The 20,711-nt window shown below is 36.5% G+C and carries 18 protein-coding genes; 5 read left to right on the forward strand and 13 right to left on the reverse strand.

The window, feature by feature from the left end:
* Positions 1-15: 15 nt before the first annotated feature.
* The 4 genes from BMS_RS09840 to BMS_RS09855 all read left to right on the forward strand — a co-directional run bounded on the left by BMS_RS09840 (position 16) and on the right by BMS_RS09855 (position 5,658).
* Entirely contained in the window at positions 16-690 is a 675-nt protein-coding gene (locus tag BMS_RS09840) for a heparan-alpha-glucosaminide N-acetyltransferase (protein ID WP_014244663.1), read from the forward strand.
* 144 nt (positions 691-834) lie between these two features.
* Positions 835-2,475 (forward strand): cytochrome c biogenesis protein ResB, encoded by a 1,641-nt coding sequence (locus BMS_RS09845; protein WP_044557489.1) that lies wholly within the window; start codon positions 835-837, stop codon positions 2,473-2,475.
* A 20-nt stretch (positions 2,476-2,495) separates the two neighbouring features.
* Positions 2,496-4,043 (forward strand): cytochrome c biogenesis protein, encoded by a 1,548-nt coding sequence (locus BMS_RS16990; RefSeq protein WP_014244665.1) that lies wholly within the window; start codon positions 2,496-2,498, stop codon positions 4,041-4,043.
* Entirely contained in the window at positions 4,036-5,658 is a 1,623-nt protein-coding gene (locus BMS_RS09855; protein ID WP_014244666.1) for an ABC-F family ATP-binding cassette domain-containing protein, read from the forward strand. The genes BMS_RS16990 and BMS_RS09855 overlap by 8 nt, the downstream gene beginning before the upstream one ends.
* On the opposite strand, the gene BMS_RS09860 is transcribed toward BMS_RS09855, so the two are convergent.
* A complete protein-coding gene (locus tag BMS_RS09860; RefSeq protein WP_044557490.1) occupies positions 5,655-6,896 on the reverse strand; it encodes an aldo/keto reductase in 1,242 nt (413 codons plus the stop codon). The genes BMS_RS09855 and BMS_RS09860 overlap by 4 nt on opposite strands.
* Positions 6,897-6,968: 72 nt before the next feature.
* On the opposite strand from BMS_RS09860, the gene BMS_RS09865 reads away from it, so the two are divergent.
* Positions 6,969-7,730 (forward strand): glycerophosphodiester phosphodiesterase, encoded by a 762-nt coding sequence (locus tag BMS_RS09865; protein ID WP_044557491.1) that lies wholly within the window; start codon positions 6,969-6,971, stop codon positions 7,728-7,730.
* A 30-nt stretch (positions 7,731-7,760) separates the two neighbouring features.
* On the opposite strand, the gene BMS_RS09870 is transcribed toward BMS_RS09865, so the two are convergent.
* The 12 genes from BMS_RS09870 to BMS_RS17005 form a co-directional block, all read right to left on the reverse strand.
* Complete coding sequence (locus BMS_RS09870; protein WP_014244669.1) at positions 7,761-8,972, reverse strand: hypothetical protein; 1,212 nt, start codon at positions 8,970-8,972, stop codon at positions 7,761-7,763.
* 99 nt (positions 8,973-9,071) lie between these two features.
* Positions 9,072-9,338, reverse strand: coding sequence for a YqaA family protein (locus BMS_RS17500; RefSeq protein ID WP_014244670.1), 267 nt, complete (start codon positions 9,336-9,338; stop codon positions 9,072-9,074).
* Positions 9,339-9,484: 146 nt separating this feature from the next.
* Positions 9,485-10,234 (reverse strand): DUF3050 domain-containing protein, encoded by a 750-nt coding sequence (locus BMS_RS09880; protein ID WP_014244671.1) that lies wholly within the window; start codon positions 10,232-10,234, stop codon positions 9,485-9,487.
* 43 nt (positions 10,235-10,277) lie between these two features.
* Complete coding sequence (locus BMS_RS09885) at positions 10,278-12,188, reverse strand: hypothetical protein (protein ID WP_014244672.1); 1,911 nt, start codon at positions 12,186-12,188, stop codon at positions 10,278-10,280.
* A gap of 108 nt (positions 12,189-12,296) precedes the next feature.
* Positions 12,297-12,719, reverse strand: a complete 423-nt coding sequence (locus BMS_RS09890; protein WP_014244673.1) for a helix-turn-helix domain-containing protein — start codon at positions 12,717-12,719, stop codon at positions 12,297-12,299.
* Between the two features lie 72 nt (positions 12,720-12,791).
* Positions 12,792-13,328, reverse strand: coding sequence for a GNAT family N-acetyltransferase (locus BMS_RS17000; protein WP_014244674.1), 537 nt, complete (start codon positions 13,326-13,328; stop codon positions 12,792-12,794).
* Positions 13,329-13,351: 23 nt separating this feature from the next.
* Positions 13,352-14,542 carry a tRNA nucleotidyltransferase/poly(A) polymerase family protein gene (locus BMS_RS09900; protein ID WP_014244675.1) on the reverse strand — a complete coding sequence of 397 codons (1,191 nt, stop codon included), beginning with the start codon at positions 14,540-14,542 and terminating at the stop codon, positions 13,352-13,354.
* 13 nt (positions 14,543-14,555) lie between these two features.
* Positions 14,556-15,458, reverse strand: coding sequence for a LysR family transcriptional regulator (locus tag BMS_RS09905; protein ID WP_014244676.1), 903 nt, complete (start codon positions 15,456-15,458; stop codon positions 14,556-14,558).
* 118 nt (positions 15,459-15,576) lie between these two features.
* Entirely contained in the window at positions 15,577-16,446 is an 870-nt protein-coding gene (locus BMS_RS09910; protein WP_014244677.1) for a trypsin-like serine peptidase, read from the reverse strand.
* A 104-nt stretch (positions 16,447-16,550) separates the two neighbouring features.
* Entirely contained in the window at positions 16,551-17,162 is a 612-nt protein-coding gene (locus BMS_RS09915) for a hypothetical protein (RefSeq protein ID WP_014244678.1), read from the reverse strand.
* Positions 17,163-17,170: 8 nt separating this feature from the next.
* Positions 17,171-19,639: a hypothetical protein gene (locus BMS_RS09920; RefSeq protein ID WP_157868270.1), complete on the reverse strand. Its 2,469-nt coding sequence runs from the start codon at positions 19,637-19,639 to the stop codon at positions 17,171-17,173.
* A gap of 73 nt (positions 19,640-19,712) precedes the next feature.
* Complete coding sequence (locus BMS_RS17005; protein ID WP_014244680.1) at positions 19,713-20,567, reverse strand: trypsin-like serine peptidase; 855 nt, start codon at positions 20,565-20,567, stop codon at positions 19,713-19,715.
* Between the last annotated feature and the right edge of the window lie 144 nt (positions 20,568-20,711).

Genomic DNA, 20,711 nt, shown 5'->3' on the forward strand with positions numbered 1-20,711 from the left:
TCGTAGAATTTAAGGATGAGTAAACGATTTCCATTAATTGACCAAATAAGAGGTCTAGCGATTATTTTAATGATCATATTTCATTTTTTTTATGACTTAAAGATATTTGGCCATAATAATATTAATTTTAATAGAGATTTTTTTTGGTTTGAATTACCGCGCTTAATTGTCTTTCTCTTTCTCATAGCAATGGGACTCTCTCTCCCATTAGTGCACTCTCCAAAAATTAATTGGAAGAAATTTTGGCCACGCTGGATAAAGATAGCTCTCGGGGCCCTAGTCATTACGGTCTACACTTACTTTACATTTAAAAACTCGTGGGTCTACTTTGGAACTCTACATTGTATTGCTCTTGCTTCCATCGTCTCTCTTCCCTTCATTCGCATTCCTAAAATTGCAGGGGCCATAGGAGTCTGCCTACTCGTTCTAAAATTATTCTTTGGAATTTCCATCCCATGGTTTGAACTCTCTCACGCAAGTATGGACTATATCCCACTCTTCCCATGGATTGGATGTATCTTCCTTGGCTTCGCCCTTTGGAGCTTCAACTTTCACCAATTAAATCCATTTAATTTTAAATTCATGCGCCCATTAGAAAAGATGGGACAACACTCACTGCTTATTTATATGATCCATCAGCCCATTCTCTACGGACTTGTTTATAGTTACACCTATTTAACGCAAAGCTAGAATAGCTTTCAACTTTAAACCTCTCCCATAAAACTAGTTTGCCTACAAAACTTTTGTCGAGCCGTTTGAAATTGCTAGACCCCTCTGTTCGTGATAGTAAGGGTGAATAAAAATAATAGGTTAATTCATACTAGAAGGTTAGAGATGTCTTTTGATTTTCAAAAGAAATTAGAAAAAACTGAGCGCTTCCTCGGAGGCCTTAAATTTGCGGTTATTGTTATTATCTTATTTTCAATTTTTATGATCGTGGGCACCTTCTTTGAAAGTTATTACGGTACAGACTTTGTTAATAGAACCATCTACAAACGCTTTCCATTTATGGCCGTTCAATTTGGGATCTTTGTCAGTGTCTTCTTCGCAATGCTACTAAGGCTGCCACCAAAGAAGAGACTCTACGGCTTCTATGCCATCCACACAGGCCTCATTATGATTGGCTGTGGATCATTTATTACTTGGTTCTCAGGAATTGATGGTACGATTTTACTTGAGCCGAATACTCCTGCTAGAAAAGTTATTCTTACAGATGATATTTTGAGAATAATCTATCACGACGATGGGAAGACCGTGACCAGAAAGCTTCCTTATATCGCTTTTAAAACAAATATTGATGATAAATATGAGAATGTCACATTAGAGGACTACTACCCTTTTGCTGAGAAAGAACTCTTTTGGAGATCGGGTAATAATCCATATTCACTCAATGCAAGTATTCACTCATCTTCCTATATATTGTCTAATCCCAATGTATCACAGGAATTTACCCTCTCACTCCACCCAGAGGCCATTGAATTTGAAGCATCAACAGGTCTAGGGCCACTTAATGTAACGTATCTTCCAAAGAACTTGGCCAACTGCTTTGCTGAAAATAACCCAAGTGGATATATTGTTTGGGATAGCAAAGAGAGTACGTGTTTTACTCCTGAGAGTAGAAAGGTAGAGATTAGAGAGACTAGTGAAAAGAATAAATTCTTTGTTATCAAAGAAGATACTAAAATCTATTCATTCTTCCCTGACTTCAACCCATGGCCAGTAGATGAGAAGCTTGAAGTCATCAAAGACTCTCACCTAAGAGTATTCAGTAAAAAGCTATTTGAAGAAAAGCCTAACCTCTTTCTCTTTGGTAGAAAAGCCGCTTTCTTTGAAGATGAGAAATGGCAACTTAGAAGTCTAGAAAAGAAGTCTGATATTGTTGAACTTCCTTGGATGGGACTAGAGCTTATTCTAAAGAAACACGACGAGACTAAATTCCCAAGCTATAGACCTGTGGCCACAATGCCAATTCAAAAAAATGGTAGCCTTATAAAAGGTCAAACTAAGGCCCTAAAGATTAAGGTCTTAGGTAAAGAATATTGGGTATTAGACGACAGGCCAGTAACTCTTAGAATCAATGGAAAGAAAGTCTCATTTGTTCTAGATAAGGAAATTCTCACTCTCCCATTTGAATTTATTCTTACAAAATTTAAAATGGAAAAAGATCCTGGAACAAATAAGCCGGCCAGTTACGAGTCATTTGTTAAATTATTTACAGACAAAGGTCCGAGTGACCATCATATTTTCATGAATAACCCTCTTAAGCATGCTGGTTTTACATTTTACCAAGCAAGTTATTCTCAAGACCCTGAGACAGGTGTCTATAGTTCAACATTGAGTGTGAATGTTGATCAGGGAAGATTTCTTAAGTACCTAGGTTCGCTATTTCTAGTCTTAGGGGCCATGGCACATTACTTCTTAAATAAGAGAAAGCTTAAGAAGACAGAGAGTTCAGACATTTTAAACCTAGAGTAAATCTAGACGGAGAATACATAATGAAGGCGATACTAAGTCTACTTACTATTTTAATTTCACTTAATTCATTTGCAATTGAGCAGCACTTCTGTGACCAATCTTTAGAGTCATTGCCAATTAGGCAAGATGGTCGTGTAAAACCACTTAAAGTCCACGCTAGCGAGATGCTTAAATACCTAACTGGTAAAACAAAGTATGAAGGACTCTCTTCAACAATTACTTTTTGTCTCGTCTCTTTAAAGGGAATGGGAATTCCAACAGAAGTAGATTTAAAGACTAATATTGAACACGTTGATTTAATAAAAACTTTAGAGCTTAAAGATGGTGAGCATAGAGTTAGCTTCGAAAAGCTAGAAGAAGAAATGGCCATTATCAGAAGCGAGTGGCAAAAAGCAAAAGAGCACAGTAGCTATAAGAAGTCGCTCTCTTCAGTTTTAAATAAAATCAATCTCTATAAAGACATTAAAACTGCCAATAATTGGTTAGTTCCTCTAGTGAATTCAAAAGATGATGTTGCTTGGCTCCCAGTTGGAGCGTACCTAACAGAGGAGAAAGTTCTAGCTGCTAAAGAAACTAGTGACAGACCATTTTTAAAAGTTCTTAAAGACTCCGAAGAACAATATGAAAAAATTGTCGATAAAGATTTTCTTATTGAGTTAACTTACGTCAATATGCAATTGCCAGTGGTCGCCCTTATTTTAACTTTCTGTGGCCTGATCACGATGACACTATTTAGAAAGTTTCATATTGCCCTAGTTTTCGCTGTTCTTACTGTTGTAGTTCAAACAGCGATATTGGCCTTTAGAGTTCATATCTCAGGAAGGGCCCCTATTACTAATATGTATGAAACAGTTCTCTTCTCTGGTTACGGTGCCCTTATTCTAGCGCTAGTAATTGGACACTTTAAGAAAGAGAAGATCTACGTCTTCGTAGGTCTTGCTTATAATGTGTGTACACTCTTAATGCTAAACTTTGCAGGAGGAATGCTCTCGAGTTCAATTTCACCACTCGTTCCTGTACTGAGAGATAATTTTTGGCTCTCAACACACGTAACAACAATTATCCTCTCATATGGAGCACTTGCACTTAGTTGGGTTCTCTCAAATACAGTTCTTATTCGTAAGAAGTTCTTCTTCATGAGTCCTGCCGATGAGAGATACTATAGTGAACTTGTCTATACTTGCTTAAAGTATGGAACGATTATGTTGGCCGCAGGTATTATCCTCGGTGGTGTTTGGGCAGATTATTCTTGGGGAAGATTTTGGGGATGGGACCCGAAAGAAACTTGGTCTCTTATTGTTCTTTGTCTCTATATGGCAATTCTCCATGGAAAGTATACGAACTGGATTCCACATAATAGATTCTTCCTATTAGTGGCCGCTGCATTTATGAGTGTTATGATGGCATGGTTTGGCGTGAATTACATTCTCGCAACAGGTCTACACTCTTATGGTTTCAGTGAAGGTGGAGCTATTTTCTTAGGTTCATTCTTTGCAGTACAGACATTGGTTCTTCTACTGACATTTTCAAATTTCAATATCAAAAAGGAAGACGGACCAAATGCTTAATATTGCCAATATTAGTAAAAATCAGGGAGGGGAAACTCTCTACTCTAAAGTGAACTTCCAAATTAATCCGGGAGAGAAAGTTGGTCTCGTTGGACCAAATGGTGCAGGTAAGTCTACCCTCTTTAGAATGATCATTGGAGAAGATCGCCCAGATGAAGGTCAGATCTCAATTCCAGATAAGCTTAGAATTTCATACTTCTCCCAAAGTGTTGGAGAGATGAAGGGACGCACGGCCCTAGAAGAAGTTGTCGAAGGTGATGAAAGCATCGCTAAGATGAAGGTCAAATTAAGAGAGTTTGAAGAGAAGCTCTGTGATCCAGACTTAGATCCAGACGAGATGAATAAGATCCTCGATCGAATGGGTGAAGTTCAAACAGACTTTGAAAAAGTCGGTGGATATGATCTTGAAACAAGAGCTGAGGAAATTCTCTCAGGTCTAGGTGTACATCCAGAAGATCATCACAAGAAGGTTGAAGACTTTAGTGGTGGTTGGAAAATGAGAATCGCACTGGCAAAAGTTCTGGTGACTAACCCTGATCTCATTATCATGGATGAGCCTACCAATTACCTAGATATGGAAACAATTCTTTGGCTAGAAGAATGGCTTAAGAATTATAAAGGCTCTGTCTTTATGACAACTCACGATAGAGACTTTATGAATAATGTTGTTAAAAAGATTGTTGAAATTAATCACAAGAGAGTGACAACATATACAGGAAATTATGATTTCTACGTACGTGAAAGTGCAATTAGACTAGAGCAACTCAAATCAGAGCATAAGAGACAACAAGATATGCTCGCTAAAGAAGAAGAGTTTATCGCAAAATTTAAAGCACGTGCCTCTCACGCAGCTCAAGTACAGTCTAGAGTTAAAAAACTAGAAAAAATAGATCGAATCGAACTTCCACCAGAGGAAGAGAATATCAGCTTTGATTTCCCTAAACCTCCTAGAGGAAGTGATGATGTAGTTATCATTAAAGAATTAGCAAAGAACTGGAATAACTCTAAAGGAGAAGAGATTAATGTCTTCAGTGGTCTAACCACAACGATTAATCGTCTTCAAAAAATTGCCGTTGTCGGAGTTAACGGTGCTGGTAAGTCTACTCTATTAAAATGTATTTGCGATCAAACAAAACCATCAAGTGGCGAAGTGAAGCTAGGACCAAGTATTAATCTTGGATATTTTAGTCAATTCTCACTCGATGTTCTAAAGGCCGAGAATAGTGTTTTAGAGGAAGTTCAATCAAATTTACCTCAAGCAAGTGATGGCTACCTAAGAAACTTATTAGCTGCCTTCCTCTTTAGAGGTGATGATGTTCACAAGAAAATTAAATATCTCTCAGGTGGAGAGAAGAGTCGACTTGTACTAGCAGTTATCTTCTCTACTAATAATAATCTTCTCGTCCTAGATGAGCCTACCAACCACTTAGATATTGCTTCAAGAGAAGTTCTCATGAGTGCACTAAAGAAGTTTGAAGGTACAGTTATCTTTGTTTCTCACGATAGACACTTTCTCCATGAGTTAACAGACGAAGTTTTAGAAGTTGATAAGGGTGGGATTACAAAGTATCCAGGAAATTATCAATACTACCTAGACAAGAAAGCATCTCTTTAAAAGAGATGCTCTAATTGTTCAACATAGCGAGTATCTTTCATTCCTACTAAGACATAGTCAATCTGGTAAGAGAGATACTTCTCTATTAGCCTAACCTGTAATGGAGCCTCACCATCTTCGATTAGACCTGCACTAATGGCCTGAGACTCAAAGTCCTTTGCCATCTCGTTCATATTATTTCTCGCGTAATTGAGAGAGACATCGTAGAGGTCATAGAATGGGCCACTCTCTTTTGCCGAGAGGTCTCCTCCCCATACTCTAGCAACAAATGGAAAGAAATGAGAGAAATAAACTTGGTCTACCCCATCAGGTGTTCTGGTATTATTCCAAAGATCATTGAATTGCTTAATCAGTGGAAGATTATATATCGACTCATCAGGCTCTTCCTCTTTAAACTTCTTTTCAAGGATCATCATAGCATTCACGAAGACTTTCTGTGCTACAGACTCTTCGATAAGTGGATGAGTTTTATCGTAAGTAGCTAGCCTTACTAAAGACTCTCCCTTAAAGGCATTCAAAGGTCTATTGACCATAACTTTTAAATCAAATCCCTTTGCCTTATTTAATAAACTCAGGCCATCATACCAAGCTTCTAGCGCATCAATTTCGATCATATTAAAAGGAAATTGAATATGTGTGAAATGATGACTAGAGCTCACTTTCTGAGCACACTCCATCACTCTTTCAATATGAGTTATTTTTGGATCTTCAGGAGAGAGAATAAAATTATTTGAACTTATGCCGTAAGATCCAATTAGTCCTTCACTAACGAGGGCCTCTAGTTCAAAGAAGGCCTTCTCTATTCTCTTATAGTAATCATCTTGATTTGCACCTTCTTCGTAGAAGTAATACTCAGGATTGTGTAAGAGGTAGACATCAATTTTCTCAACCTCTAGACGAGAGAGACTTAATTGAACTTGGTTCCGAATAAAATCTGGGTGAATCGAGTGCCAAAGACCATCGTTAACTTTTACTAAATCTTCGCTGGCCTGCCCAATACTATTGAGTTCTTCAACGACTTTAATATTTTCACCCTGAATATAACCTACTTTAGAAACAATAATTGGTTTATGATCTGCTTTTTTCAATACCTGAGCAATTAACTTCTCACTCTCGCCACCAGTATAATTTGATGAAGTATCAATTAGAGAACAACCTTTATTCACCGCCGATAAGAGCGCATCAAAGTGATCCGTTGAGTGATGAGTCACTCTATAAGCACCAAAACCTACTGGCATATATTTCCTCCGATTATGAAATTATCAATAAAAAATTCTTCAACTTCCGATATACTATTATAGGGAGAAAGAATGAAGATTTTTGTATTATTGATTTTAGCATCAATTAGTTCAACATTAAATGCTAAACCTTATTGTATTTCGCACAGAGGCGTCACTGAGAACTCTATAGAGAACTCAATGAGTTCAATTCAAAATGCAATAGATGTCGGTAGCGATGGTGTTGAGTTTGATATTCACCACACTAAAGACGGACACGCTATCCTCATGCATGACGAAGACCTAGTGCGAGTTGCGAAGTCCAGAGACGGGAGAAAGTGCCCAGTCACTAGTTTAGTAAAAGATCTAAGACTTAGAGAAATTCAAAATAATTGTGTCTTAAAGAATGGTGAAGAAATAGCTACTCTTAAGGAAGCTCTTCAATATCTAGAAACAAGGGATCTCTATACCTTCTTAGAATTAAAAGATTCACCAAATACAAGAAGTATCCAATTAATAGAAGAATATAATCGACAAAAACCTGAACTGCTAAGAGTGATCTCTTTTGAATCCAAGGCGCTTAGGGTGCTTAAGAAACTGAGAAAAATTTCAGATTTTTGGAGAGATGTAGAACTTATGAGAGTTTATAAATTTCTTCCTTTTTCATTTTCAGACTACGGTGTAGATATCTATTACAAGACTCGCTTCATGGCCTGGCTACCTCGCCTCTTTGGTAAAGAACTTGGTGTTTGGACAGTAGATGAAGATAAGGATCTTAGAAGAGTGATAAAGAGAAAAATTAAGTTTATTACGACAAATAGAGTTGAAAGATGTATGGAGTTAAAAGAGAACTAAGCGCTAATAGCGCCTAGTTCTTCTCTATATTTATTCAAGGATTAATGTTCTATCAAATGGATTTAAGTATTGCTTCTTAAGTTCTAACATCATCTCTCTATCTTCTTGAACTTCAAAGTGAGCAAAGAGAGCACCTTCAGTTATTTTCTGATCTTCATAGAATGACTTCATATAACTTGCAGCGATATTCTTAATAAAGTCAGGAAGTGGTAAGAAACTTACACCAAGTCCCGCTAATTGAAGAATCATTCTCTTTCTTCTTACTTTATGTGGCTCTGACTTGATATAAGCTACTGCTGGCTTAGCGTTAAACATAGAATCATTATTCATTAAGTTAACGATTTGATCTTGTCCATCAGCTACAACTTCTTGGAAAGCAAAATTAATTCTTTCATCAATTGAAGAGTATCTCATTCTATTGGCCCTTAACTTTGATGTAGCCGCTCTAAAGCTTGTATAGAATTTATTTGTTCCGTAAGAATGCCAATTAGCTGCTGCTGCATCAGACTCCCACTTCGCATACCAAGGAATTTGAGACTCATAAATTGAAGAGAAAATCTCATCCGCTTCAGCTTTTGTAAAACCTAACTCACCTTCAGGAAATAGCTCTAAGTAGTGAAGTAGCATATTCTGGTGATAGAGTCTTCTCTCTCTTACCATTCTTTCAACTTCAACTAGAACGTAGCTGGCAGTGTTAAGGATAGGAATTGAACTCAATCTCTTCTTTGCAAAATTCAAGGCCCAAGTTACAACTTGATAAGTCACATGTCTCTTGTAAAAGAATCTACTATTATTTGGCTTAGCTATAATAGATGGATCAATATAAGAAATAGCATCAGATAATTTCTTTTCGTATGCTGAAATAACATTTTTAAATTCAGGTGAACTGAAAACAGCATCAACATCAATTTGCTCTAGAGCTCTCATTGATCTAACGACGTAGGCAATATTCTCAGAGTTAGCATCACCCTTCTCCATTGCATCTGGAGCTATTAGCTCTTCAATTTCTAAATCGTAATCACCTTTTTGCTTCATTAAGGCCTGTTCATACTTTAAATTTTCTTTAATTTGCTCTAGATAAGGCGCTATAGAAAACGAAATGTTTAGACCTGGTTCTTTAACTGAAACAACTCTTCCTTGATCATCTCTTGTTATTTTAAATCTCTTCTCAAATGTTGCTGATGCAAAAACTTGAGATGAAAATAATAAGAGAGCTAAAAGACATGAAATCTTTTTCATCATTAATCCTCCTGATAAAATGAATTTATTCTAGTTTAAGGCCAAGTGCTCTTGGATTCTAGAATTAGATTTCTATGTAAGAAAAGAAAAGATTCTCCGAGTTTAAAGATCGACTATATAGAGAATAAAAATATAGCGCAAAAATTTTCCAAACCCCATGAATAGACTAAAAGTAAGAATGGAAGATCTCATAAAGCCATAGTACACGGCGAGAGGATCACCTATAATAGGAAGCCAACAAAAGAAAGATGGCCAAAGACCAAATCTATCAAGTTTCAACTTATGCGCTTCAATAGACGACTTTTCAATTTTAAAGTAGCGAGTTAACCAGGACCATTTACCGAGCCTACCTAAAAAGTAGCAGCTCATCCCACCTAGAAAATTTCCCAGTGTCGCCACAAGGATGAAGAGATAAGTTTCTTGTTCACTTCTATTTTGAAGTAAGAAACCAAGGTGGACTTCTGAACTAATGGGAAGAATAGTTGCAGCTAGAAAACTAGAGAAGAATAGAGATATTAACTTAAGGCTAATGAGTCCTCATTTGTGAGCTTCTTTAGAACGCCGTCCCATAGTTTAACTCTTAGCTCTAAAGACTTCTTACCTACTTCGTAGGCCTGAGCTAATTTCTCTTCATCTCCAGCACATAATTCATCTAGACACTTCTTTGCCAAGATAGAGTGCTCATCGCCATCTAATTCAATATGTCTCTCTATGTAATAGATTAACTTAGGACAATGAAGTGATTGTTTTTTTAGAAATGAAAGAAGACCATCAAACATATCTGGAATAAGCTTCTCTCTTCCATAGAAGAAGGCCGCAGCTACTTTATGGGTTTCATCTCCTAGGGCAAGACCAAGGTTGAATGATACGAAATTCTTAATCTCATCAGCTAGTGGAGATAAATCAAAATCAATAAGAAAAGAGTCTATTTGCTCAGTTGAGCACCCTACTTCGCGCATGGCCTCAAGATAAAGTGTAAAGTGGTCACAGGCCTTACCTTGTAAGTCCACATCACTCTCTTCTCCTAGGACAATTTCATTGATCATTCTAACTATTTCTTTTGAATAGGGAGATGGACGCCAAGGAAGCTCTACGCAAGTAATTTCTCTTTGGAGAGACTTAAGTAAAGACATGAAGTCCCAAACAGCAAAGACATGAAAGCTCATAAATATTCTAAGAGCATCTAAATCATTGATTTCTTGATAAACACGATGTGTCTCAAGACTTTTATGAAGTGAGTCAATTTCTTCTAGCAGTTTATCCATGAGTCTAGATATCAAAAAAATCAGATTAGGTATATGGAAAAGCTTAGTCGTCCTTTAACTTTCTAGAAAAACCAATCGATGAATTATCTTTAGGGCGGGCCTCTTCATCTCTATCGTTATTTATTTCTTCTAGAGTTTCTTCAACAGACTTCTCTTCCTTGGACTTCTTCTCTTCTAAAATTGAATTATTGAGATTCTTAAACTCTTGCAGCTCTTTATCTCTCTTTTCGTTTAGATCGGCGAAGAAAGTATCATTCACATATTTTCTAATTCCTTTTTTATCAATCTCATCAACAGAGTGAATAAAGGCCTTATAGATAAAATCTTGTCCGTCTTTTTGAAAATAATTTCCATCAGTAGGAACAATTGTTACTGAACACTTAAGGGGCACATCAAAGCGATAAGTTGAAGGAGATAATTGTCTTTCAGATTTAAAAGTAATTTCTGTTTCAGAAATTGTTAATACCTCTATATCATGAGTAAGAGAGAGAAAGCTCATGTCATCATTCTTATTCACATAGTAGCGCTTCTCTTCAAAATCAGCTTTAGTAATACGTCCATACTTCTTAGGATCTTTCTTTCTAAGGGATGCAATTTTGGCCTCAACCTTAGCGTTATACTTATCTACTTGTTTACGCTCAAAGATCTCGGCCATTTTTAAAATATAGTCGAGATCCATTTTACCTTTATGACTTATAATAAGTGGATACTCGTAGGTATCTTGTAGAGACTTTGAAGTAAAATTCAAACAATTAAAAACAATAATAAAAGGAGTGTAATTCTCAGTGTCCTTTACTCTCTTAACAAGTCTTCCCAAGTGATTGAGAGAATTTGTCTCTCGCTCTTTAAGCTCTTCTTCTAGTGCTTCTTTTTCAACGAGAGTGAGGTTTGGATTATTAAACTTATCAAGAAAAGTTTTAGAAATAAGATTCATTCCAATGAGGTGAGGAAATACTTTTCTTAAGCTCTCTACATCTTCGGTTAAAACCGTTTGCAATCTAATTGTATATGGGAATTGATCTAGAGAGGTCTTCACACTATCTAAGAAATTCATCTCTCCATCAAAAATAAGAATTTTAGTTTTCTTAGGGTTAGAAAAAGTTATTTTATCATTAACCCACGCTAGATGCTTCTTCTTGCACACTCTTACTTCATTCGCGTGCTCTTCTTGTTTAATCTTAAGATTATTTTGAAGCTCTGTTAAACGATTCTCTTTTGCCTTTGGATCTTCTAAAGCGTTAGCCGTCTCAAGGTCGGCTTCCGATATGGATGGCTCGCTTACAAATTGAATACCAAGTTCATAAGAGTAATCAAAATCATAATAGAGATCACTATCACTCACACTATTAACAATGAACTGCTTAGAGGGAATAGTCTCTTTAGGAAATGATGTAGACAATTCTAAAACATCACCTTTAGATTGATGAAAGTTCCCCTCTGCACGAATATACTCAGGGGTAATATAACCAACTCTGAAGTCATTAATCAATGAAGCAGATACAGGTGCTTTAAACTTCCCTTTTGCAAAGGTTGGTTTTGCAACTTGCTTTTCAAATGCTACGTACATCGGGTGATAGACAACATCATGAATTTCTCCACACTTTACGTGGGTAAAATCAACTCCTGAAGCCGAACATTCTCTCAAATACTTCTTAGACTCTACTAACCCAACAATGGGAACATGATCTAAAGTAGACAAACGCTTGAGTTGTCTAGAGAGCTTTAAGAAGGACTTAGTATTTACTGAGAAATCTATATAGATAATTTTAGGATTAAGCTTAAGAATATCTACCAGAAGTGAAAGATAAGAGGACTCATCTTCTGTAAAGCTAATGACAAAGGAAAAGTTCAAAGATTCATATCTCTGCTTAAATCTCTGCTCTAAAGACTGGAAATATCCTTTATCATTTCCGCAATAGACAATAATATTTGAACTTTTATTTATTTCCGCCATCTTACCTCTTCAATAAAATTATACGAGGTAAAGCAATTCTGTACAAGAATAATGCCTTTAACAAAATATACTTTGTGTTTTCAACGAATTACAGACCTAAAGAAAACCTTAAATTTCAAAGTCATCATAGGTCTGACCAAAATGTTCGTCAAAGTCCTTAGTAAAGTACTTGCGAACGAAGTATTGACCTGAGCGAATGGTAGAAATGAAATTGTAATCTTCCAGACTTCTAAGCGATTGGTAGATATCTTCTAAATTAATACCTAAATGCTTTGCCATTTCTGTGTGACTCATTAATTGAGAAATACCATGCTCTTTATAAAGGTTTGGTCTACACCAAACTCTTCTATATAAGTACATGAGAACCATAATCTCAACTCTAGTTAATTTGAAATGAGTAAGTATTTGATCAAAGAAAATATCAGGGATCTTTGAAATTGTAGGATTGGCATTGTGAGAGTCACTAAGCTTAGCACTCTCATCGGCGCTCTTAGATCTGTGATCAGCTAATATAGAATGTAAATCAACCATAGATATATCCTCTATTAAACCATACCTATAGTTATTGTCACATAGATTTAAATTTGAGGCTACACTATTTATTTAGGCAATAATTTCCCGTCCCATGAGTAGAAGTTCATGTTTTTTAAAGGGCCTAGAGACTTCGTGTTCAAATCCCAAGGCCCTATAGAAACCAAGATTATTCGCATCTGTAGAAGTAATTAAGTGTACACCATCTACTCCAGAGTTATTTAACTCGCTTAAGTAGTGCTCCACTAGTTTTCTACCAATGCCTTTACCTTGATGGTTGGGGCTACAATTAATGTGAAAGTGTGCAGGGAACCTTTCAAAACAATCTTCAAATGTTTCAGGTCCAGGAATGATAAACTTCGACAAGGCCTCTTTAGAGTTCAAATGACCAGAGAGATAGCCAGCGACTCTCTTATCTATTAAACAAAGAAAGAATTCTCTTGAGCTATACTCTAAATAGTCACCACACCACTTTTGAAAGAAAGACTCTCTATGATCACTATCTTTAAATGTCTTTATTGAACTGCAAGCGAAGAAGATCTCTTTTATTTGATTTAAATACTCTTTTTGAATGTCATTGCTTAAGCTTGCGTATGAGACAATTTCCATATTCTAATCTTAGCAAGAAAAAACTATTTTTTAAGGAGATGACAATAAATTCCTAGCATTGAAATTTCACTTCTTTTTATTGTAGGTAAGATTTCTCTGTAAAGGTCACTCTCCACAAAATCTTCAAAGAGAAAAGTCTTTAGTGAAGAACTTAGGTAGAACTCAATTAGCTCTGGTGAAATTCGGTTCACTCCCTTCTTAAGCCTTGCTAGTTTTAAAAATAAAGATCTAGCGCAAAACTGATCAAAGCTATCGTTTGCTATATCTTTTTCAAGTTTCGAAAGTTCGACGAGGTAGAATTCTCTTAGATTTAAAATATCATTTACTGTGGTTTTCTTAATATTAAAATTTGTAGCAAGCTGTTGTACTTCTTGGTCTGCTATTTCTCTTTGAGTTGAAAAATAAAGGACAAGATCAACTAGATGATAGCATTCTTTAAAAGCTTTAAAGTTAAACTTACTAAACTCCTCTGCCCAACTCGGTAATTTAAGAGCGAATTTTCTTCTAGAGAAATCCATTTCATAAGCAAGATTCTCTAAACCAATCTTTCTTCCCTCTTGAACAAAGTAATGAAGAGATAATTTATTCAAGTTAAAGTAAACCAAGTCATCTTTTATTCTTCTGCTTAAAGTAAGATTATGAGCAACTTTAAATCTCAATGTTCTAAGAAGCCTTACTGGATCTTTAAAGAAATCATCTGTAATAAAATCTAATTCTCTCTTTTGCGCGGCCTCTACTCCACCATATGGATCGATGAGAGAGAACTCCTCAGTAAACTCGACTCCAATTGCATTTAGAGTAAAGTCCCTTCGAGCAAAAGATTCTTCGTAAGTGAAGTTACTAGAGAATTCTGCACGAAAGTCAGAGTGCCCATAATCACCTATATTAGGTTCATAGACTTCTTTTCGAGGACTTGAGATTTCAAACTCAATTCCTTTAAATGTCACACGGTATATATTAAATTTTAAACTCTCTACCGCTACACCAAGTGGTTTCATCTCTTTAAAGAGATCTTTTAAAATACTTGGCCAAATTGCATCATCGACAAATTTCTGAGATCTGATTTCAAAATCTAAGTCATCAGAAAGTTTTGAATAGAGTATAAAATCTCTAACGGCACCGCCAATTAAAGTTAATTTAAATCCGCGATCATTTAATAATTTATTAAATTCTAATACTGGAGCAGGCAATGCATTTTTTAATTCAACTAGCATTGGAGTTCACAACTTAGTTTAGAGGGTTCTCGCTATTTGTTAACATAGCAAGAGTCGACTGAATTCTAAGTAGCTCCTCACTTCCCTTATGATAGACAATATAAAACTTACCATTAGAGACTTCGAACTTCTCACCAAGCGTGTTTAATTTATCTTTAAAGAATGAACGATTTAGAACATGCTTTGGAACAACTGCAAGTCCCATCCCCTGCTGAACAGCTTGGAGCATATTCCCATGTGAATTTATGATATAGCGTACGTTGAACTTCTTCGGGAACTTCCCAAAGATATCTTTACACCACTTTTGTAGTAGGTGATCTTCTTGTTCAAAAAGAATAGTAGGAAGTGTCGAGATATCTTCCAAAGTAATATTTTCTGGATCAATATCAAAGTCACAATCTTTTGGATAAACCACTGTTGACATCTCTTCACTTAATAACGTCTTCTCACCTACTGATGGAAGAGATTCTTCAGGAAGAATTAGGAAGTCTAATTGATAACTTTCAAAGGCCCTTACTAAGTCTTCTTGAAAGCCTAGAGTAATCTGCACAGTCAAATCATCCCACTTCTTTGCATACTCTAACATCTCGTGAGCGAGCCAAGACTTACCAACACCTGTTAGTGTTCCAATTCTCACTTTACCAGACATACTTTCTTTATCGTTTTGAATTTCCTCTAATGTGTCCCCAAGATTTCCAAGAAAACTAGAGGCCAAAGAAAAGAGTTTCTCACCCTCAGGAGTTAGAACAACTTTCTTTCCAGATCTTTTAAAGAGCTTAACTTCTATTTTATTCTCTAAATTTTTGATACTTTGTGAAATTGCAGATTGAGTAACATTTAAATCTTCCGCCGCTTTTGAGAAACTCTTAGCTCTTGCCACAGCAACTAATGTTTGCAATTGAGATGTCTCAATCATAGTAATTCCTTTATCATAGGTTAGAAAAGATTAGGTATAACTTATATCAACAATTAGTTCAAGAGAAATTCTTTAATATGAAAAAAAAACGGCCCAAAGAACTGGGCCGCTAGATTATTTACAATTTACCTTTTTCGAATAATTCCTGCAACGCTTTTAAGCGAGTAATTTTATAGACAATCTCATTGTGTCCTTGACCAAAATTACTACCTACACAATAGCCTGAGGTATCAAAGTCCTGGGCACCTTGAACTAGAATTCCTTCTACTTCACCTGTTTTTTCATTAAAGACTGGTGAGCCAGAATTTCCACCGTATGTATCTAAGTTGGTCTTAAATGTTTTTCCAAACGATCCCTTAACTGTCGCATTATCTGCAACCTTAAGTGGTAGCCCCATTGGATGACCAATGACAAAGACATCTGCTCCATTCTTTACTTTACCTTTTGTTCTAAACTTAAGTGGAGCGCGACCCTTTACTTTTCTATCCAATTTAATGATAGCGTAATCAGTTGTTCCAATAATAGGAAGACTCACTTCATCTCTAGCGATGATTTCTTTACAGCCGTATACATCCTGATCCTTAATTAATTCATCATCTACAGTGAAATTAAATACCCACTTATTATAAGTACAGTCGCTAACCTCTCGCACACAATGACCGGCGGTAACAAGAGTATCTTCTCCAACGAGGAAACCAGTACAGCTCATAAGTGTTGGTTGATTTACAAATCTCTCACCTGGACACGCATTTATACGCTCACCAAGAGATAGACTAGAGTATGTTGAATATCCATTATATCTTGAAGGAGATAGGTCGTAGAAATTAACCATACCAGCGACAGATTGAGAAAGCTTATGAACAGCTCTACTTGAGTGCTCTTTAATCTCTTTTCTATCATCTTTTCCATAAATGACCTTAGGTGTACTGATGGCCATTGCATTGCTGGCCATAAGTAATACGCAGAGGGCCTTAGTCACTACTTTCATATAAACCTCATTTTAAGTGTCTCAACACGGTGCAACATACCACTAAAAACGAGGATTCTGTGAAACTTAGTAAAAATTACTCTTAGCTAAGTATCTATAATTACTTACTCTAAATTATATTTTGTCCCAAAGAAGAGAAAACTCCCTCCCCTTGAGCTCGTAACTCCTCTACCACTTTGATCTTTAAAGCTAGCATTAATAAAACCTTTATTACTAGCACTAAGCTTAACCAATCTAACTTTGATGGCCTCACTATCTCCCTTAAGCGGTCGATCAGAGAAATCTATGGTGATTGAATCATCACGAAACTCAGAACTAGAATACATACAACTAAATCCAATTTGTCCCGACAAAGGATTTTGATGGGCCACTGTTTTCTTACATGAGCGGTAGCGCTCTTTAAATTTAATTGTAACTTTATCAGGAGAATCTTTTGTTCTAATAATAGTAAACTCTCCATCGTCTTTCCCTTTTAAAAAGAGAGTTCTATCCATTTTAACTTCTTCTCTATCAAGTTTAACGGCTTTAGAAAGTTCCACCTCAGAAATACAATCATGGCAATCGTAATTAATACTTGAATTAGGACCACTCTTAGCTTCCTTTAGGATATCAACTTTTTGAACAGTCTCTTTAAGTGATTCGTAATTCTCTTCATCTTTGCCCGCATAGCTTAAGCTCTGACAAAGGAGAAAGAATAGGATTAACTTAACTTTCATAATATCTCCTACATTGATTTTAACTCTTCTATTAATTCATTATATTTTTCTTTACTCATTGCAATGGTCTCACCGGCTTGATCTACAATAACAATGGTGGACATTGTAGCAACTGCACCAGCAGCTGGATAAACGGCTCCAACAACTGTAGGGGTTAAGACTAACCAACCAAACTCTGTCACAGCAAAAGTATTCCACTGCTCCTTACTGAAACCACCTGTCGCATCCGAAAGACCACCTTCTAAAGCACGAATGGTACTATGCTTGGGAGGTCCATATTTTTCACTGAGATCTTTTGCTAATTTCTTTATCGTTATTTTATCAAATGTCTTACTCACACCTTTTGGCATAGAGAGAACACCTGCTTCATCTAGAGCGACTCTTGCGTCGTGTGTACAAGCTTTCGAGAAACCACCCTTCTTAGCAACATTGTGAATGGTCTCTAATTGAGCAGGAGTAATATCAATTAAGTAGTGAGATCCTGGAACATAATTGTCCAAACTCTCAAAGCTATCTGCTTTCTTATTACTTGCTAGAGTTCTTCCATTCACTCTTCTTGGAAAGAGCCAAGAAGGTCCGTCAAATGAGAAGGCCTTCATAACTTTCTCACCATTCTCTTCAACCTCTTTAAAGTAGCGAAGAGTAATATGACCTCGTCCCGAATTGAATTCAACAACGACACTCTTTCCTCTAAGTTCTGAGGGAACCATATCTGATAACTTATAAACTGAATTATTATTGGCAAATATCTCAACTCCTACACATAGCTCTTTATGACTAGCAAGAATTTTAGGATCAAGACATTTTCTATGTATTCCTTCAATGGTGCTTGAATGCTCAAGTGAGAAGTCCTTACATTTTTTTGAACTTCTATTTTTGATACAACTCTTAAAGAGCGCACTACTTAAAACCTCTTCCTCTGCACTCGTGGCCTTAAATGAAGACTTTGGTATATATGGATTATTTATTGCCCTTGCAATTGGTCCACTTAAAGCTGGAAGAAATGGAAGTGCATCTAGTCCACTAAGAAGCGACGCCGTTACACAGGCCTTCATATTTCTCTTTTTTAAGTAGTGAGGAGAATCATTTAATGACTTACTTGGGCAACTAAAGTTTTGATCGCTTTCACTTACTTGTTCAAGTTTATTTAACTCTTCGTTACAGGTCTCTATTGAATTATCAATACTATTAACAAAGTAAGCACTATCTGCACCTATAGCAGCTGCTCTAGATGTCAGTGCGATTCTCCCTAACTGTCCTGCTCTTACCGCAAGAGCTGCACCACCGGTCACTACTGTTAAACCAATATTTAAACTCGTTTGAGCCGCAAAGGAATTGAAGTCATTTTTCAAATTACGACTTCGATCTAAACACTCTGGAAGTTGATATAACTCCTCTCTCGCCAATTGCCTCATTCTCGATTGTGGCCCAGCACTTAACTCTTCTCTATTGAATTGGTAGGGAGTACTTTGATAAGGAATTTCTCTAAACTTTTCCTCAAACTCATCACAATTGCCACTGTCTCCATAGAGAATACAATTACCAATTGAGATATTGCTCTTTATCTTCTCTCTCAATGCTCTCTTATTACTAATGAGCTGTTCTTTTAGATGACTTCTAAAAGTCGACGCAGACGTCTCTTCTCCATCTAAGATATTTTCTATATGCTGTGATAATTTATCCCCTTGTAGGAGAGGATACTCACCCTTTAAGAAATGGACACTGGCCTTTAATTCATTCACTTTCTTCGTTCTTAATGCAACAGCGCCACGACCACGATATTTTGACCTCACTTCTTTTATTTTTTTAGAAATTGCAATAATTGGCGCAATAGCATCTTCATAGAGATGCTCTGATAACTCACCCAACCCCATTTGAGGCTTACAAGCTTTCTTTTTAAGCTCTTCACATAGATAAGAATTCTTAGGTAAATTATATTCAGCACATGGAAGATCTAGGTCTAAGTTTCTTCCAAGTATGGAATTAATTTGAATCATTTCATTAGAGAGTTTCTGAGTGTTGTCACCGATCTTATGTAGATAGTTATAGCTCATGGCCACTGCAACTTTCTTTTGAGACTCGACTTGTTCATGATTTTTATAATTAGTATCAAAGCACATTGAGAGTGATTTTTGAAAATAATCCTCTTTAAGCCCTAAGTCTCGAGCAGATCTATTTGCAAGAGAGCGCTCGAGCTCTGCTGACGAAATTGAATTAATTGAAGGAACTGTTTTCTTACAACTTTGCCAAGGAGAATCACTGAGCATCCAAAAAAAGAGTCCAGTCTCACTATCATGCTCAAATTGCTTGGCCATATAAGGACAACTTCTCTCTTCTAGAACTCGTTGACCGCACTGTACTCGAAATGGCTTATTTAAAGAATTTAGAGAGCTCTCAACTAAACCTATGAGACTAGTATCCTCCATAGACCAAGTAGGACTAGCAAATAGAAAAAATAATAGAAATAATCTCTTCACTCTCTTCATAATAATACATGAGCGTATCGGTCAATTATACTATATGCTTTAGTGAAATTGTGATTTCGGGGGTTTACTTAAGGTATTCTAGGTTGAAAACGCTCTCGCCCATGCAGTCAGCATTACTTCTGACTCTTTCGCACCTATTGGCCACAAAGCATCCTCTCGATAGATCTTTTACATAATCTAGGGAGCCACGAACTAGAATTCCAACGACTTCTCTACTCTTTGTTAAAAGTACTGGAGAGCCAGAGTTTCCAGCAAAAGTGTCTAGATTTGTTTTAAAGCTCTCACCACTAATCTCTTCAACTCTACCATTCATTGCAAATTTTAGAGGAAGATTAGAAGGATGTCCGATAGTGAAAAGCTTCTCACCCTTCTTTAAAGACTTCTTAGAAATTCTTAAAGGAGTGACTCCAACTACAGAGCGATCAAGTTCAATGAGTGCATAATCTCTCTTTCCAGAAGATCTCTTTATAACTCTCTTGCAAGAGTAGACGCTATCTCTATGGATTTTACCTTCTCGCATCTTTGATTCACTTAGGCCAAAGCTCCACAAATAATTCGAGCATGCTTTCTTACCAGTGATACAGTGTCCAGCAGTCAAGAGCCTATTGCTTGATACAAGAAAGCCCGAACAAGTAGAAAGAGTTTGTTGAGAATGAAAGGCTTCATCAGAGCATAGGTACCCATTTCTAAATTGATTTCCCATCATCTCTTCACCCAGAGTTTTAGTAGAGAAATAGTAGCTTGTTCCTTGAAGACTAAGTTTTGACTTAGCGATCATTGCACCTGTGGCATCGCCCAGCCTCTTGTACTCCAAAGAGACCTCGCTATATTCGAGTCTATCATCCTCACCGTAGATGGCCTTCACAGAGGCATGTGAATATGAGGATAAAACTAGTGCAATAAGAAGAATAAATTTCATGTGCCATTACTAGCACCCTAGGTAAATACTTTGAATGAGCTTTGAAAAAATGACAAAAAAAAAGCCTATCCGAAGATAGGCTTATTTTTTTAAAATTTGCTTCCTTGCTCACACGACAGGCGCTAACGCTTCTGTCATGTGCCA

This window comes from Halobacteriovorax marinus SJ (assembly GCF_000210915.2).
Lineage (GTDB): Bacteria > Bdellovibrionota > Bacteriovoracia > Bacteriovoracales > Bacteriovoracaceae > Halobacteriovorax > Halobacteriovorax marinus.